Origin of the sequence: Salinivibrio sp. ML323 (assembly GCF_001995745.1) — a bacterium.
GTDB classification, from domain to species: domain Bacteria; phylum Pseudomonadota; class Gammaproteobacteria; order Enterobacterales; family Vibrionaceae; genus Salinivibrio; species Salinivibrio kushneri.
On the sequence record NZ_MUES01000033.1, the window covers coordinates 1 to 13,080 of the forward strand.

16 protein-coding genes are annotated in these 13,080 nt (G+C 48.2%); 8 read left to right on the top strand and 8 right to left on the bottom strand.

What is annotated here, in order from left to right; translation table 11 throughout:
- The first annotated feature begins 204 nt into the window (after window positions 1–204).
- Together BZG13_RS13515 and yciH are read left to right on the top strand one after the other, a co-directional pair.
- Window positions 205–570, top strand: a complete 366-nt coding sequence (locus BZG13_RS13515; RefSeq protein WP_077486992.1) for a DUF3319 domain-containing protein — start codon at window positions 205–207, stop codon at window positions 568–570.
- Between the two features lie 94 nt (window positions 571–664).
- A complete protein-coding gene (gene yciH, locus BZG13_RS13520) occupies window positions 665–988 on the top strand; it encodes a stress response translation initiation inhibitor YciH (RefSeq protein WP_069362988.1) in 324 nt (107 codons plus the stop codon).
- A gap of 69 nt (window positions 989–1,057) precedes the next feature.
- On the opposite strand, the gene BZG13_RS13525 is transcribed toward yciH, so the two are convergent.
- Window positions 1,058–1,948: a TPR end-of-group domain-containing protein gene (locus BZG13_RS13525; RefSeq protein WP_077486993.1), complete on the bottom strand. Its 891-nt coding sequence runs from the start codon at window positions 1,946–1,948 to the stop codon at window positions 1,058–1,060.
- A 232-nt stretch (window positions 1,949–2,180) separates the two neighbouring features.
- On the opposite strand from BZG13_RS13525, the gene BZG13_RS13530 reads away from it, so the two are divergent.
- Together BZG13_RS13530 and BZG13_RS13535 are read left to right on the top strand one after the other, a co-directional pair.
- Entirely contained in the window at window positions 2,181–2,543 is a 363-nt protein-coding gene (locus BZG13_RS13530; RefSeq protein ID WP_077486994.1) for a hypothetical protein, read from the top strand.
- Window positions 2,536–3,075 (top strand): RES family NAD+ phosphorylase, encoded by a 540-nt coding sequence (locus BZG13_RS13535; protein ID WP_069362986.1) that lies wholly within the window; start codon window positions 2,536–2,538, stop codon window positions 3,073–3,075. Before BZG13_RS13530 ends, BZG13_RS13535 begins: the two co-directional genes overlap by 8 nt.
- A gap of 370 nt (window positions 3,076–3,445) precedes the next feature.
- Here the strand turns inward: BZG13_RS13535 and BZG13_RS13540 are convergent, their stop codons facing one another.
- The gene (locus tag BZG13_RS13540) at window positions 3,446–4,168 is read right to left on the bottom strand and encodes an RES family NAD+ phosphorylase (RefSeq protein WP_241824650.1); all 723 of its coding nucleotides are present in this window, start codon (window positions 4,166–4,168) and stop codon (window positions 3,446–3,448) included.
- Window positions 4,134–4,538 (bottom strand): antitoxin Xre-like helix-turn-helix domain-containing protein, encoded by a 405-nt coding sequence (locus tag BZG13_RS13545; protein WP_046076072.1) that lies wholly within the window; start codon window positions 4,536–4,538, stop codon window positions 4,134–4,136. The genes BZG13_RS13540 and BZG13_RS13545 overlap by 35 nt, the downstream gene beginning before the upstream one ends.
- A gap of 285 nt (window positions 4,539–4,823) precedes the next feature.
- Here BZG13_RS13545 and BZG13_RS13550 point away from each other — a divergent pair, with 285 nt between their 5' ends.
- On the top strand, window positions 4,824–5,858 hold the full coding sequence (locus BZG13_RS13550) for a Gfo/Idh/MocA family oxidoreductase (protein WP_077486996.1): 1,035 nt from the start codon (window positions 4,824–4,826) through the stop codon (window positions 5,856–5,858).
- Window positions 5,859–5,996: 138 nt separating this feature from the next.
- Here BZG13_RS13550 and chrA read toward each other — a convergent pair whose 3' ends face one another.
- On the bottom strand, window positions 5,997–7,142 hold the full coding sequence (gene chrA, locus BZG13_RS13555; RefSeq protein WP_077486997.1) for a chromate efflux transporter: 1,146 nt from the start codon (window positions 7,140–7,142) through the stop codon (window positions 5,997–5,999).
- 464 nt (window positions 7,143–7,606) lie between these two features.
- Here chrA and BZG13_RS13560 point away from each other — a divergent pair, with 464 nt between their 5' ends.
- Entirely contained in the window at window positions 7,607–8,527 is a 921-nt protein-coding gene (locus tag BZG13_RS13560; RefSeq protein ID WP_069362981.1) for a LysR family transcriptional regulator, read from the top strand.
- 5 nt (window positions 8,528–8,532) lie between these two features.
- Here BZG13_RS13560 and BZG13_RS13565 read toward each other — a convergent pair whose 3' ends face one another.
- Complete coding sequence (locus BZG13_RS13565) at window positions 8,533–9,696, bottom strand: lysophospholipid acyltransferase family protein (RefSeq protein WP_077486998.1); 1,164 nt, start codon at window positions 9,694–9,696, stop codon at window positions 8,533–8,535.
- Between the two features lie 194 nt (window positions 9,697–9,890).
- On the opposite strand from BZG13_RS13565, the gene BZG13_RS13570 reads away from it, so the two are divergent.
- A complete protein-coding gene (locus BZG13_RS13570) occupies window positions 9,891–10,562 on the top strand; it encodes a hypothetical protein (RefSeq protein WP_077486999.1) in 672 nt (223 codons plus the stop codon).
- Between the two features lie 34 nt (window positions 10,563–10,596).
- Here the strand turns inward: BZG13_RS13570 and BZG13_RS13575 are convergent, their stop codons facing one another.
- Window positions 10,597–11,115 carry a nicotinate-nicotinamide nucleotide adenylyltransferase gene (locus BZG13_RS13575; RefSeq protein WP_077487000.1) on the bottom strand — a complete coding sequence of 173 codons (519 nt, stop codon included), beginning with the start codon at window positions 11,113–11,115 and terminating at the stop codon, window positions 10,597–10,599.
- 200 nt (window positions 11,116–11,315) lie between these two features.
- On the opposite strand from BZG13_RS13575, the gene nadE reads away from it, so the two are divergent.
- Entirely contained in the window at window positions 11,316–12,155 is an 840-nt protein-coding gene (gene nadE, locus BZG13_RS13580) for an ammonia-dependent NAD(+) synthetase (protein WP_077458892.1), read from the top strand.
- A gap of 49 nt (window positions 12,156–12,204) precedes the next feature.
- Here the strand turns inward: nadE and BZG13_RS13585 are convergent, their stop codons facing one another.
- Window positions 12,205–12,759: an HD domain-containing protein gene (locus tag BZG13_RS13585; RefSeq protein ID WP_069362976.1), complete on the bottom strand. Its 555-nt coding sequence runs from the start codon at window positions 12,757–12,759 to the stop codon at window positions 12,205–12,207.
- 85 nt (window positions 12,760–12,844) lie between these two features.
- Entirely contained in the window at window positions 12,845–13,003 is a 159-nt protein-coding gene (locus BZG13_RS13590) for a YoaH family protein (protein ID WP_077487001.1), read from the bottom strand.
- Between the last annotated feature and the right edge of the window lie 77 nt (window positions 13,004–13,080).

Here is a 13,080-nt window from a genome sequence, read left to right on the forward strand (position 1 = left end):
CACTATAACTTGTTATTAATAAATCCAATGTATCAGATTTTAGTGAAAAATGTTTGAAATATATCTCAATTCGCCTACTCCTTAGTCTAACAGGCCCTTGTGCGGGTGAAATTTCTAGAACAACGCGTGATAATAGTCTAAAAATGAAAGATGCTCGTACGCCATGTATGTGTATCGGATTATTGTTCGCGAAAGGAGATAACCATGACTCGACGCCTTTTTCATCGTGGTTATACGATTGAAAAGACAGAAGGTGGTAATGAGACCGAGGTTTACCGGGCTAGAGTCGCAGGTAAATCGATCTCTGGCAGTTTGCAGAATGTAAAAAAATCAATCGAGTGGTGGGCTGACACAAACACATTCGTGGAGCCTGCTGATTTTGACGATGAAGAGAATGACGTATCGTCAAAAAAGCAGGTAGAAGAATATAAAGGTTTTCGTATCATGAACGACGACCCAGAAAAAGATGAAAAGGGCTGGTACATGATTGTACGCGGTAACTTGATGAAAGGCTCGCTGCCCGCACTCAAACACTTTATTGACAAAAATGCAGAGCAACTCCGCGCTTAAGAGGGAAAGCGACTGAGTGGCTCTCCCTGTCATCGGCTGCTATGTGGATTCAGCTTTGATATAGTGTGTCCAAACGCTTCAACGATACAGAATTATGTCTGATAATAATCATTTAGTTTACTCGACAGAAACTGGCAGAATTAAAGCCGAGCCAGAAAAGCCAAGCCGCCCTAAAGGTGATGGCATCGTTCGTATTCAGCGACAAACCAAAGGGCGCAAAGGTAAAGGCGTCAGCTTGGTAACAGGGTTGGATCTTGATGATGGCGCGCTGAAACTGCTCGCCGCTGAGCTTAAAAAAGTGTGTGGCTGTGGTGGCGCAGTCAAAGATGGCGTTATTGAGATCCAAGGGGACAAACGCGATGCCCTCAAGGCACACCTAGAAAAGAAAGGCCATATAGTGAAGCTGGCGGGCGGCTAAGATCTAAAAACATCATAATAGAAACAAAAAAGGCAGCGTGGGCTGCCTTTTTTTTGTTCAGCGCAGTTATTAGGTATGACCGTCTGCGTCAATCAAGGCATCGAAGCGCTCATTACCGTGTAGAGATTCGAAGTCTGCTTCTTCACGAGCGGCTTCGCGCAGTGACGCGCTCTCTGCAACCGCCAGCTCTAAGTCAGACACAGCCTGATCTTCCGCCCCCAACCTCGTATAAGCACATGCGCGTTGGAAGAGGGCGTTGGCATTACGCTCATCCACCTCGAGCACGCGGTTACTGATACTGAGCGCCCAATGGTATTCGCCCATTTCCATCGCAGCATCCGCCTTGTGGGTGAGCGCTTCAAGGTCACCAGGACGGATTTTGAGGATTTCATTATAAATTTCCATCCGCTGCTCTGGCGTCTGCGAWTGTTGCGCACGCAACCATAAGTTATGGATTTCATTAATGCGTTCAATCTCTTTGTTGTTTTCAGCAATAATGCGCGTTTTACGCTTCAAGTCGCGTTCCAAAGCTTGGAACTTGCGTTCATATTGCTCTGCAATTTCAGATAACTGTTGATCCGCCAGTTCTTTAGTATTGGTTTTTATATCGCGCAAGGACTGCCAACCCACCAACGCAATCAATGATGCCGCACCGGCAATCAGATAAAAGAAGTAGGTCACTGTTACATTGGCATAGTTGAGTGATTTATCCGCTACGTCCAGCTCACGATCGGTGATCTCGGTCACCATTCGCTTTTCTAGCGCCTGGAAATCGGTTCTTAAGTTTCGGATTTCATCCAAAACGTACCTTTCCATCAGGGGTTTATCGTAAATACTTTGCTCAGCATACGAGGTCGGCTCTTTCGCCGCTTTGATATGCTTGACATCGTTTTCATCTTCAGCACTAGCACTGAAGCATGCCAACGCCACGAGCAAACAAGCCCAAATGTGCGCTTTCATGATTATCCTTATGTAACGAATCAGTTGAGAACTAACGAGACTTTAGCAAACCTTCCACAGACTAAAAAGGTTAACAGATGGAATTCGCTGATAAGATGACTTTTCAATACCTAACGTCCGATACGAACCGTGATCGGCGCGTCAAGCACCGTGAGCGAACGCCTTGACAATCACTATAACGACAATCATATTGGATGTATATAAGTCAGGTATTGTTGACATGGTGAGCGCAATGAACCGATCTATTTTAGATGCAGTCATGAACGCAGAAGGTATCGTTGAACCAAGCAAAATGGCCGCGTTCTTTCATACCAACTTGAAAGAAATTGCGTCGTTGTCTGGATTACCTTATTCCACGTTAAGCCGCACAGAGCGATATTCAACGATCAAGGCACAGCAACAACTGCGTAACTGCACAGAAGTGATCAACCGAATCCTTCCGTGGACGGGAAATGAATTTCATGCCTACGCATGGTATCGGAGCGAGGGGCTGCCAGAGTTTGGCGGATTAACTGCAGAACAACTGGTTAAACACGATCGAATGGACGCACTGAGAGCCTACCTTAATCATACGAGCGAAAGCGGTTATGCATAAAGAAAGGCTGCAGGAATACCTATTTCGCTTTGAAGGTGCGGTATTTCGTGGCCATAACCCTCGCTGGTCATACGCGCCTAACAGTGGGGAAGGAGCAAGACGCAATGGTGGGCGCTTTAACCCCAAAAGCGTTGCCGCTCTGTACACCTCATTGTCTCAATCGGGTGCATGGGTCGAGGCTCAACAGGGATTTCGTTTTAAAGCGCAGCCTTTGACAATATGTCAGTATGATGTCGACTGTGACAATGTACTCGACCTGACCGATGAAACAGTGCTGCTAAACTGTGGCATCAAGCCCTCGACACTCAGCTGTGCCTGGTTAGACCAAGTGACCCAGAACCAAACCCCCGATAGTTGGCACTTATCGAAACAGCTCATCAGTGCAAAGGTCAACGCCATTATAGTGCCCAGTTTTGCGCGTGGCGCCACCCGAGAGATGAAAAACATCGTATTTTGGCGATGGCGTGATACGCCACCCAACATGGTTAAAGTGATTGATGACTTTGAACGGCTGCCGCCATCACCTTACTAGCGCCACCCGCCAAGGTAAGTGAAGCCCCAGTGTTTGCCAAAATAGCTTGGTATAACCCGTAAAGCCGTTCCGTCAGGCTCATCACCGCGCGCTTGAAGCATCTCAGGTCAAGCGGAGCATTTGAACTGAGTGGGTTAAAGAAAGTGGTGATTAGCTATTTTATGGTAAATATCGTTTATGGTGAATGATGGGCAAGCAAGCATGAATACACGTCGCTAAGTAGGGCGACAGTTGTCGTAATGGCGCATCAGCAGCGCTCTCTATATGATAAACAACAAACCTCGTTCTACTTCAGCACTCCTAGACAATATTTAACATAACATAGATAATGCGTACTTAAGATTGGTTTGTTAACATACAGCCGTAACACTCAGTCCATTGCGTAAATCTTCTCAACCTGACTAATGTCTTTCCCGTTCCAAATCATTTCTGCATGGAAGCATTGGATGACGTCGCTAACCACTTGTGGCGTAGACATCGCCCAACAGCTCCCTTTTTCATTTCTTACTGAGTTGTAGCGGATCCCTGTTAATGTATCATCTTGCCGAACCTGACGACCAAACGCCTGTGCCGCGGAGTAATCAATAAGGTCGTAGATTGGATCTGTCATTGGCTTATCGCACACATCAATCACCTGATCGTCATTAAATGTGAAACGAAGCGCCCTAAACACCAAGCGATCATAATGAAGCCCATTAACATCAGTCCAATACTTGCGCTGGTGATACATGACTTCCTTTAAAGCGGTCTGTTCGGTGTCGCCGATATACAGCATTCCAAAGCTGCCATCAGCAAAGCGTGAGCCATCACGGTTAATGTGCGTAAAGGCGGCTACCGCATAGCTACGACCACGTTCACAGTGGTACGGGATTTCTTCCGGCTTAATCAGGGAAACATCGCCCACTTCATCGAGAATACGTGGATTCGTCAATGCTTGCAGTTGATACATCACCTCAAAGTCTTCCGGATTAAGGACATCATCAAACAAGTCAATCGTCGGGTACTTAGACGGAATGAGCCTATATCCTACCGCTTGATTTTCTCGACCATCCAGCATTTTATCCCCACTGACCTGAACGTAAAGCGTCAACACGACAAAACACTTCGTAGAGGTCAGCAAACTTGCCGCTACTAATAATAGATAAAGGAGTCCGTCCTTCGAAGTAAGCGTTTTTGTTCTCCATAGACATAAATCCCTGAACGTTCTCTTGGTTATCGAAGATAATTCGAAGACTACCGTGGATGTTTGCGATGTAGCTTAAACGCTCAAGCTGATCATCATCCATAGATATCGTGTCTGGGTTAGCCTTGTACTTTTGGAACGTAGACCTTGGTATGCGAAGAATTCGTTGCATGTCTGCGCCGGTGCATCCCCATCCTTCCATTATGTTTACAGCAGCCTTGAAGCCGACCTGAGCCATTCTCTTCTTGTCTGCCGCTTTTAGTGCTTGTGCTGCTGTCATATCATTCACCATTTCATGTTTGCACACTCTCATTGTGGATCTAATATTTAATTTTGTCCACAATGAGACAGGAGACCTTACACAGCTCGCGACATTTTCTCGTCTTGGATTGACCAAACCTCGCACCCGAATCAACGCCCTAACAGAACACGCTTGATGTCATCGTATGGTATGCCTTGATGCATTAAACAGCGATGCGTTGCCACACCTCACCTCGCTTGGATTGATTGGTATAACGATGTCCGATAAAGTGCTGATAATACGTCGTCAATGCGAGTGAGCTTTATGATAAAAACAGCTTTGGTGGGTTTTGGCTTTTCTGCTAATACATTTCACGTTCCTTTTTTGAGTGCAATCTCTGAGTTTGCGATTTCAGCTGTTGTATCCAGTAAACCCGAGCAGGTTGCACAGCGGTTACCTAAAGCGGCCTGCTTTGATGATCTCAGCACCTTACTCACCCAACAAACCCCAGATTTGGTGGTGATCACCACACCCAACCATCTCCACTACCAACATGTTAAACAAGCATTAGAAGCCGGTTGTCATGTCTTAGTGGAAAAGCCTTTTGTCACCAATAGCCGTGATGGTCTCGAGTTAGCAGAGCTGGCCAAGCAAAAAGGCTTGGTGTTGTGTCCTTACCACAATCGACGTTGGGATGGGGATTTTCTCACTCTAAAAGGCTTACATCTCGCAGGTGAGCTTGGCGACATCAAAGTAATGCACTCTAGCTTTAATCGCTACCGCCCAGAGGTTCGTCAACGGTGGCGTGAGCTACCAGGTGAAGGCGCCGGTATCTTGTATGATTTGGGTTCACATTTAATTGACCAAGCACTGCACTTATTAGGGGAGCCGAATGCGGTTTCCGCTAGTTGCCGCGCACTCCGCCCAGGCAGTGAAACGACAGACTACTTTCAGGTGACTCTGCACTACCCAGACAAAGAGGTAATTCTTTCCTCCAGTCCCTATCGATCTGGCACCACAGAGCGTTTTGTTGTTCATGGTGAAAAGGCAACCTTCAGTACCGTAGGGCTGGATATTCAAGAAGAGCAACTACGCGCTGGCTTGATGGTGACTGTCTCTGGTTTTGGTGAACAAGCGTATCAAGGGATGCTCGAAGTTGGTGACAGCGTCACACCTGACCCGCTTACGCTTGAAGATGGCCAATACCACCGCCTATTTGACGGGCTAGCTCAGGCAATTACCAATGATCAACCCTCGCCTGTTTGCCCCATCTCCGCTAGCAAAGTTATCTATGCTATTGAGTTGGCACAAACAGCCTCCGATACAGGCACTCGCCAGCCTTGGCAGTTCCAAGACTAACTCCCTTTAAAAGATTAAACCTAGCCTAGTCACATCATCGGTGTGACTAGTGTTTTTCATTCAACTATTTAAAGTTATAGTGCACTAAAGTGTTCGAAAATAGCCCAGGCATCACTGGGCTATAAAACAGAAAGCGCTTTAGGCGATGGTAAACTGATAGATCATCATCAACAGGAGCAACCAAAACACAGAAACACGCCACCTGATGAGAGCAACCAAACCTAGCGCTATCGGCAATAAATCAAGCGGTTGTGTGTAAGCAGACACCCATACCGGTTGGTACAATGCGGCAGCTAGCAGCCCTACAACACAGGCGTTGATCAGGCTAATTGCACCCGCTAGACGAGGTTGCGTCTTCACTGCATCCCAAACGGGCAACACGCCAAACATCAGCAATGCGCCAGGCAAGAAAATTGCGATAGTGGCAATAATACTGCCCCAAAGCGGCGACAAGCCATCAATACTGGCGCCAAGGTAGCTCGCCATCGTAAACATAGGGCCAGGCACAAGCTGTGCTGCCGCGTACCCTTCAATCAACGCAGAGTCTGTGACAACGTCACCCACTATAGGCTCGAGCAAAGGCAGCACGACATGGCCACCACCAAACACAAAGCTCCCTGCCTGATAGAAAAGATTAAATACTTGCACCCAGAGTGTTTGGTTGAATAACCAAGGTACGGTCAGTAACAGCAGAAACAAACCAATGATGGTGCCACTACGACGCCATGCAATGGTGACCGGCGCTTGACGCTGCTGTGGTTTAGCAAAACCAATCGCCCCCACGATACCGGCAATCAGAATTGGTAGCACCTGATACAACACGCCAGATGGGGTAAATAGCAACCATAACGTCGTCATCACCGCTATCGACGCGGTCGCCCACGAGCTGACAAACTTTTTCCCCATCGACACCGTCGCATCAATGACGACCACCACCGCCAATAACTTCGCCGCACTGATGATGGTTGCTACCCAGTCTGCTGCCTGCGCGCCACTGTTTAGTACCGCCGCCGCCGTCAATAAGGCAAAGGAAGGTAAGGTAAACGCCACAAAAGCTCCCAACGCTCCGATATAACCGGCACGTTGATAGCCAATGTACATCCCCAACTGGCTACTTCCCGGTCCGGGTAAAAACTGGCTAATTGCCAGGCCCGAAGCAAATGTCTCTTCGCTTAACCATCGCTTATTTTTGACAAACACCCTTTCAAAATAACCCACATGGGCGGCAGGCCCCCCAAAGGACATACAACCCAACAAAAAAAACTGCTTGATTAACTCAATCATTGTTTACCTCCCACCACGAGTGTACGCAAACAGAACAATGAACAAAAACAGACCATTTTGATTTTATGAATCGATTAAATTAATAAACAAAGGTGAGGTAGCGCTGAGCAGAAGCGCTGTGTAACTTTACAACACGAATAGGAGTAAGCACTTACAACTCCGCACTCTTCATGTTTACTCGAAGAAACAATCATTATTTATCGCTTTAAATCATTAAGTTATAGACTTATAGGTTTGCCGTGAAAATAACAGTGATAGGCTCATGTATCGTTCATAGGGGTAGAAAAGACGTACCCTCATTGACGCATCGATGTCACAATGTGAACGCATTTAATAAAATAAACTCGACATGGTATAAACCGTTTATCTTTGATGAATACGCATGCGTGACATTGTCACACACATTCCTGACCACCGACGTTATGTGGTAGTCTCACGCTATTGATGAAATGGATGTGCGTAGAATGCTCGATTACCTTCAACAAATCGTTGTGCTAGCCGCTGTTGCACAAGAGCAGCACTTTACTCGCGCAGCAGACAGGCTGGGAATTTCGAAGTCTCAGGTCAGCAAACAGGTTCGCTATTTAGAGGATCGCTTAGGTGTGCAGTTGGTGCAGCGCAACACCCGCTCTGTTTCCCTTACCGAAGTCGGTAGCAGATATGCGGAGTATGGCAGCCAGTTGATCGCTACCTTGGACGAAGCGGAAGCGATGGTGGCAGGCTATCGCAATGAAGTGACAGGCAAACTTAAGATTGGCGTCGCACAGTCGTTTGGCAATACCTTAATGACGCGTCATTTCGCTAAATTCCGCCAAACCTACCCAGCGCTTAACCTTAACATTAATCTTTTTGATCACCGCCCTAACCTCGTCGAGGAAGGCTACGATTGCTGGGTCGCGATTCATGAACATCCCCCAGAAGGCATGGTGGCGCGGAAGCTGGCTGATTGCCAATTTAAACTGGTCGCGGCACCCGGTTATCTAGAAGCGAGAGGCATCCCAAAACAACTGGTTGATTTGCGGCAGCACGATTGCATCACCTATCAAAGCCGTGAGCGCCGTTATGATAAATGGCCGTTTATGAAAGCAGGCATGGAGCAAGTGGTGCATGTCAGTGGCCAGTACACAATTAATAACGCACCCGCGGTACTCGAGGCGGTTAAAGCGGGACTCGGCATTGCCTATTTGGCGACTTACCTTATTAACGAGGAAATAGAAAAAGGTGAACTCATTGAGCTATTGCCTGAATGGCAACCTTGCCTTGAGCTGCCGATATACATTGTGTATCCAAGACGCAAACACCTTGCCCCCAAAGTGAGAGAGTTTGTCGATTTTATGCTGCAAGAAGTCGGCGATCCGCCGATTTGGGATCGCCACCATAAGTGACGCTGTCACTTATTATTGTCTGCTGCGAGAGGACTGTCCTGATTGATATTGTCTGAGCTTGTTGCACACTGATTGAGCACAGGGTTAGCGTACATTTCACGCAAATAGTCACGCGCCGCTTCGGGGGCCTGGGCAAGCTTCTGCTCATAGAGGCGCTGCTCAGCTGGCGTGACACTGTCATGTTCTACCCCAGCGGCAATATAATTAGCCGGGTATAAACGGTATAACTGGTGKATTTGCGCATCAATTTTTGCGGCCATTGACTCGGGTGTGTCTTGTGACAGGGTCACAGGCTCACCAAAGGCCACGTGCACATGCCGTTTGTCACCGACAATCCCTTTCACGATGGTTTGAATGTCTTCAAACTCGCTTTTTTCGTAGGCCCCAAGGCGGTTGACCGCGTCTAATTCAGTTGCTTTGTCCAGATCGCATGGATCGTTTTGGTAGGAGATGGCGACAGGCACCACATTAAGCGCTTCCATATAGCTGTCAAAGTCTTGCTTGCGTTTTCGCCCTTCCATGAAGAACATTTTTAAGATTGCCGGATCCGTGACATCTTGGCCCGTCTTGGCTCGCCCCTCTCGCTGAGCAATCCAGATCGACTGGCCCTCATCGAGGGATAAGCGCAAATAACCCGATAACTGTGATAATGACTTCATCATTTCACGTGGTGCTTTGGCTGAGCGTTTGACAATAAAGCTTTTGTTAAGCTTCATCAGCTCAGTCGCACACGGTTTACGTAACAGGTTATCACCGATAGCGATTCTCACTGTATCGAGCCCCTGTTGGTGCAAGCACCAGTTTACTAGCGCAGGGTCCATCGCAATGTCTCTGTGGTTGGAGACAAAGAGGTAGGCTTTATTCGGATCCAGTTTTTCTACGCCAGAGACCGTGACTTTATCACAGGTTGTTTTAATCATCTTGCGCATATAGCTGGCGACATGCAGTTGGACATCCTGCACTGTTTTAATATTGCTCCACTTTTTAGTTAGATACAATTTAAGAGCAGGCTTTAAAAGCCAACCAAGCGGGCCAGACGCATGCGGATAGCGATAAGATAGAATCGCATTGATAAACTCGTCATCTTGGATGAGTCGCTGAATTGCACTGGGAACTTCGTCGTCATGATAAGGACGAATCTCTTGATAAGGATCGTTAACTGTCTGCACTTTCTTCCATTATATCGAGTAAAAACCGCGCCATTCTACGCAGTCAACAAAGGATTCAAAGTGAACCCACCGAAATTTTACACAGGTTGGAGGTCAGACCTTCAGCCTGGTTAAGAGTTCCCTTTACCGTCATTGACTTGACCTCAACAGCAAAAGTGCTCACCATTGCCGCCTTATTGCATCGAGACACTGTTATGAAGACCACGAGCGAATACACTCTTTATCACACACCCTCATTGATATTCACCCCTCGAAAGCGCCGCTACACAGCGAACCTGCTTTATGTTGAGGACGGTTTGGTGCTTGTTCGCTTAGGAAAAACAGATATCCCTGTCTATACCGGTCAGGGGTTCTGGCTACCTTTTGAGTGCCTTCATGCATTGACCATAACGCCCAATACCCGTTTACACCAATTGGCCGTATCGCCACGCACACAACATCCCCTCCCTGAGAGTGTGGGACATGTTGTGTTGTCCCCACTACTGGCCGCCGGCTTAATGGAGCTTGGCACGCCAACAGCATCCGTGTTAACGGCAGCGCAGTCGCATCACATTCAAGCCGTGCTGCTTGACCAAATCATGCATCTTGCTCCGACGCAACAACTCGATGCGCCCACGCAAGCGCTGGCAGATTGTGTGGCGTGCGCCCAAACAGGTCAGCCACCGGTGAGCGCAGCGCAACACTACCAATTACAAGCACTCACCCAGCTAACCATTGCACAACTGCAAGAGTATTTTACCGTTCGACAACTCAGAGCAGCGATAAAGTCGGGTAAAACACCGCAGCGCGCGGCTGAGTCGGCAGGACTCTCCACAGCCGACGCTGACACCCTGTATACCCGCTATGCCTGTGTGTTTGAAAGCTAAACGCGCGTGTTCTTGAAAACGCACCGATAGGCCGTTAGCGACAAAAGACCGTCTCGCTCAGCTGTGCTGCGATACTGGGTGTGGTGAGATCATCAATCGGTAAGCCTTGCGCCAGTCGTTCACGAATATGTGTACTACGCACCACCACCGTCTCAGGCATCCCTAAGACTGACCAGTGCGAGAGTATTTGCGCACTATCGGCAAACTGGTCAAATTTTAGCAAGTTATCAGGACCAACAACGAACGTGAGTGCCGCGTCAGGATAATCGTCCTGTAACGCAGAAAGCAGCATGTGTGTTGTGACAGCGTCACCCTCTCGCCCCAGCGATGCCTCTCGCTGACATAAGTGTAGATTCGGTAAGCGCAAATCATGAATCAATGCCTGTACCCACCCGCATCGTGTCTCGTAAGGTGCCATCATTTTTCCCCATGCATGTCTATAACTCGGCACGAGCAGCACCTTGTCAAAATGACACAATTGCGCCAGAACAGACGCGTGACCTTGAGTGGGTGGATTGAATGCGCTGCCAAATACGGCTATTTGCTCTGTCATTATACGCTCTTCGCCAAGTCATTCTCGTGTTTAGGGATTACGCGAGATGATGCCATGAATTTGACCAAAAGCCTAACCTATCACCATCAGGGTGAGGAGATTCACTTGCGCTATACCCAAGCCAACAGAGATCATGCACAATAACTCACAGTAGAGTCTTCATTGACATTGTATGCCAGAGTGATTGAGAGGAACCTAAGATGGAACACCAGATCCGCGAAGAAATGCGCGTCCAATCCAATATCGACCCAGAAACGGAGATCCGTCGTCGCATCGCCTTTATCAAAACTATGTTGCAACGTTCCGGGACACGTAGCCTCGTGTTAGGTATCAGTGGTGGTGTCGATTCGTCGACATGTGGACGACTGGCACAGTTAGCGATTGAAGCGCTTAACCAAGAAGCAAACAAGGATCACTATCAATTCATTGCGGTCAGATTGCCCTATGGCGAACAAAAAGACGAAGACGAAGCGCAACTCGCCCTGTCTTTTATCAAGCCGAGCAAAACCGTCACGGTCAACGTTAAGCCGGGGGTCGATGGTAACCACCAATCAGTTTTAGATGCCGTGTCTGCCGTAGGCTTACTCCCCGACAGTGATAGCCGGGTTGATTTTGCCAAAGGCAATGTCAAAGCACGCGCAAGAATGATGGCACAATACGAAATAGCAGGATTAACACAAGGGCTCGTCATCGGGACTGACCATTCTGCCGAGAACATCACGGGCTTTTATACTAAGTTTGGCGATGGTGCGTGTGATCTTGCGCCGCTCTTTGGTCTAAGCAAACGACAAGTGCGTCAACTCGCCGCCACACTGGGGGCACCAGACGTCTTGGTAAATAAAACGCCCACCGCTGACTTGGAAGACTTATCACCGCAAAAAGCGGATGAAGAAGCGCTGCAACTGACCTACGAGCAAATCGATGATTTTCTTGAGGGTAAGCCGGTTGAAGACGCGGTTAAAGAGAAGATTATTCAGGTTTACCAAGCCACACAGCACAAACGTCAACCGATTCCGACAATTTATGATCTCGATAACTGATTGATGAACTGAGGCGTTAAAAAGAAAAGCGTGTCTGGCTTAGCCTGAGTCAAGAGATGGATGCGTGCAGTTGATGATCTGGGTGCCGGTCTGCTTGTTGGCCGGCATCAATCAGGCCATCTAACTCACGCCAAAGGTGATCACATAACCCTCGTCGATATACGGCGACCCGGAAGCCTCCATGCTCACGTTGATATTGTAAAAAACGCGGTGGGCTATGCTCACTACTGGCAATCACGTTGGCTAAACGGTCACACGTTTTTACCACTAATGCTAACCATGCGGCTTCATCGCTCGGATCGAGTGCAATCAAACGTTGGTTTAAGGCGCGCTTTCTCTCTTCCCGACTGGGCCGTCGGGGATCCGTCACCAGCATCACAGCTCTAGCAACGGTTGGGCCGAAAAGTGCTGAGATTTCGTCAACTCGTGTGGCGGTATCTTCCAGAATGTCATGCAATTGCGCCACAATGCGTGCTTGCTCCCCAAAGGGCGCGGCAATACGTTCAACATGATCAAGGTGACAACGATAAGGCTGGGCACCATAGCGTTGCAGTGCGTGCCGCACCCTTGCCCACTCGCGCGCCTTTTCAAGCCGATTGCTCATCCGACACTCCTTTTAATGCTCTCCTTTAAATAAATCAGGGATTGGCGGAATTGTAAATAAAAAGGCGATTTGTTTGTAACTTGTCTCACTCTTCAGACGAAGAGGCTTGAGCGGCTTGCGAACGTATTTCATTGGCAACCTGCATAATCGCCTCGCCACTGCTCATCCCTTCTGCCATCAGCGCATGAATGCGCTCTGCTGCTTCTTGCTGTTGTTCATGGTTTAACGTGACGCCATCAAACATAGGTGGGGCTCTCTTGGTAGTAAATCGTGATCAAAAAAGGCAGGCCATTTTAGGGCCTGCCTTTTCATTTGTCATCC

What these genes read in the sequence shown, in the direction of transcription:
- BZG13_RS13515 (WP_077486992.1), top strand. Translation starts at nt 205, where the DNA reads ATGACTCGACGCCTTTTTCATCGTGGTTATACGATTGAAAAGACAGAA.
- yciH (WP_069362988.1), top strand. Translation starts at nt 665, where the DNA reads ATGTCTGATAATAATCATTTAGTTTACTCGACAGAAACTGGCAGAATT.
- BZG13_RS13530 (WP_077486994.1), top strand. Translation starts at nt 2,181, where the DNA reads ATGAACCGATCTATTTTAGATGCAGTCATGAACGCAGAAGGTATCGTT.
- BZG13_RS13535 (WP_069362986.1), top strand. Translation starts at nt 2,536, where the DNA reads ATGCATAAAGAAAGGCTGCAGGAATACCTATTTCGCTTTGAAGGTGCG.
- BZG13_RS13545 (WP_046076072.1), bottom strand. Translation starts at nt 4,538, where the DNA reads ATGACAGCAGCACAAGCACTAAAAGCGGCAGACAAGAAGAGAATGGCT.
- BZG13_RS13550 (WP_077486996.1), top strand. Translation starts at nt 4,824, where the DNA reads ATGATAAAAACAGCTTTGGTGGGTTTTGGCTTTTCTGCTAATACATTT.
- chrA (WP_077486997.1), bottom strand. Translation starts at nt 7,142, where the DNA reads ATGATTGAGTTAATCAAGCAGTTTTTTTTGTTGGGTTGTATGTCCTTT.
- BZG13_RS13560 (WP_069362981.1), top strand. Translation starts at nt 7,607, where the DNA reads ATGCTCGATTACCTTCAACAAATCGTTGTGCTAGCCGCTGTTGCACAA.
- BZG13_RS13570 (WP_077486999.1), top strand. Translation starts at nt 9,891, where the DNA reads ATGAAGACCACGAGCGAATACACTCTTTATCACACACCCTCATTGATA.
- BZG13_RS13575 (WP_077487000.1), bottom strand. Translation starts at nt 11,115, where the DNA reads ATGACAGAGCAAATAGCCGTATTTGGCAGCGCATTCAATCCACCCACT.
- nadE (WP_077458892.1), top strand. Translation starts at nt 11,316, where the DNA reads ATGGAACACCAGATCCGCGAAGAAATGCGCGTCCAATCCAATATCGAC.
- BZG13_RS13585 (WP_069362976.1), bottom strand. Translation starts at nt 12,759, where the DNA reads ATGAGCAATCGGCTTGAAAAGGCGCGCGAGTGGGCAAGGGTGCGGCAC.
- BZG13_RS13590 (WP_077487001.1), bottom strand. Translation starts at nt 13,003, where the DNA reads ATGTTTGATGGCGTCACGTTAAACCATGAACAACAGCAAGAAGCAGCA.